Genomic DNA, 1,171 nt, shown 5'->3' on the forward strand with positions numbered 1-1,171 from the left:
GCCTCCGCGAAGATCTGGAGGAGCCGCCTGCTGGGGATGCAGCTGACCGCCAGGAAGACGAGGACGTCAGCGCCGCCGTCCAGGGCGGCCTGACCGGCGGCGTGCAGCCCGGGGAGGAACGCGGCGCGGCTCGGGGGCACCGGCAGCACGGGCACGACCGTGTCCCAGCGGTCCGAGCCGATGGGCAGATGACCCCGGGTGACCGTCCGGTCGCGGGCGGAGGTGACCACGTGCAGGTCCGGCGGCCAGGTGCTCACGGCCAGCCCGTCCACCTGCGAGAGCAGCTGGTCGTGCTCCCCGCTGACCACGGTGAGCACCGCGATGCGGGGACGGGCCGTACGGGGAGTGGTGTGGCAGGTCATGAGGCGCACGTCCCAGGAAAGACGGTGGGTGGCGCCCCGATCTGCTGGAGGCTGCTCCCAGCATGACCCAGGACGTGCGCCGCCGCAACCCCTGGCACGCCCGACCCCGCCGCGGCTTCGTCACGGCGGCGACGCCGTCCTCGTCCCTCTCAGGAGGAGGGGATGGTGCGGGTCTCGACCAGCTGGCTGGCGACCCGGTGCAGCTTGACGTTCTGGTGGGAGGAGAGGCGGACCAGGACCTCGAAGGCGCGGTCGGCGGAGAGGTCGAAGCGCTCCATGAGGATGCCCTGCGCCTGGCCGATGACGGTGCGGGTCGTCACCGCCACCTGCAGGTGCTCGTCCTTCAGCTCGGCCGCCACCGCGACCGCGACGTGGGCGGCCAGGGCCAGGGCGTTGTCGATCGCGTCGTGGTCGAACGCGTCACCGGTGCGCGAGAACAGGTCGAACGCGCCCAGCGTGTCCCTCGTCGTGAACAACCGGTAGGACAGGACGCTGCGCACGCCGATCTCATGGACCCGGGGACCCCACCTCGGCCAGCGCTCGTCGCCGAGCAGGTCGGGGGCGTAGACCGTCTCGTGGTCGCGCAGCGCGTCCACGGCCGGACCCTGCTGCAGCTCGTCCTGCAACGCGTGCATCGCCAGCACCGCGTCGTCGCTGGCCGCGCGGGTGCGCACCCCTCCCGGACCGGCGATCGAGACACCGGCCAGGTCGCACCCCTCGATGATGCTGGTCGCCGCTCTCACCGCCATCTCCAGGGTCGCCTGGGTGCCGGTCTCGTTCTGCAAGGACCGCGCCACGGCCGACAGATC

Annotated in this window: 2 protein-coding genes; both read right to left on the reverse strand. The window is 72.5% G+C overall.

The features are described 5' to 3' along the window. A partial coding sequence (locus tag D4B81_RS17810) for a hypothetical protein (RefSeq protein ID WP_202613769.1) occupies window positions 1-362 on the reverse strand: 362 nt, incomplete at its 3' end. 149 nt (window positions 363-511) lie between these two features. After that, on the reverse strand, window positions 512-1,171 hold a 660-nt coding region (locus D4B81_RS17815), incomplete at its 5' end, for a GAF and ANTAR domain-containing protein (RefSeq protein ID WP_237566093.1).

Origin of the sequence: Ornithinimicrobium cerasi, from assembly GCF_003702705.1 — a bacterium.
GTDB lineage: Bacteria > Actinomycetota > Actinomycetes > Actinomycetales > Dermatophilaceae > Ornithinicoccus > Ornithinicoccus cerasi.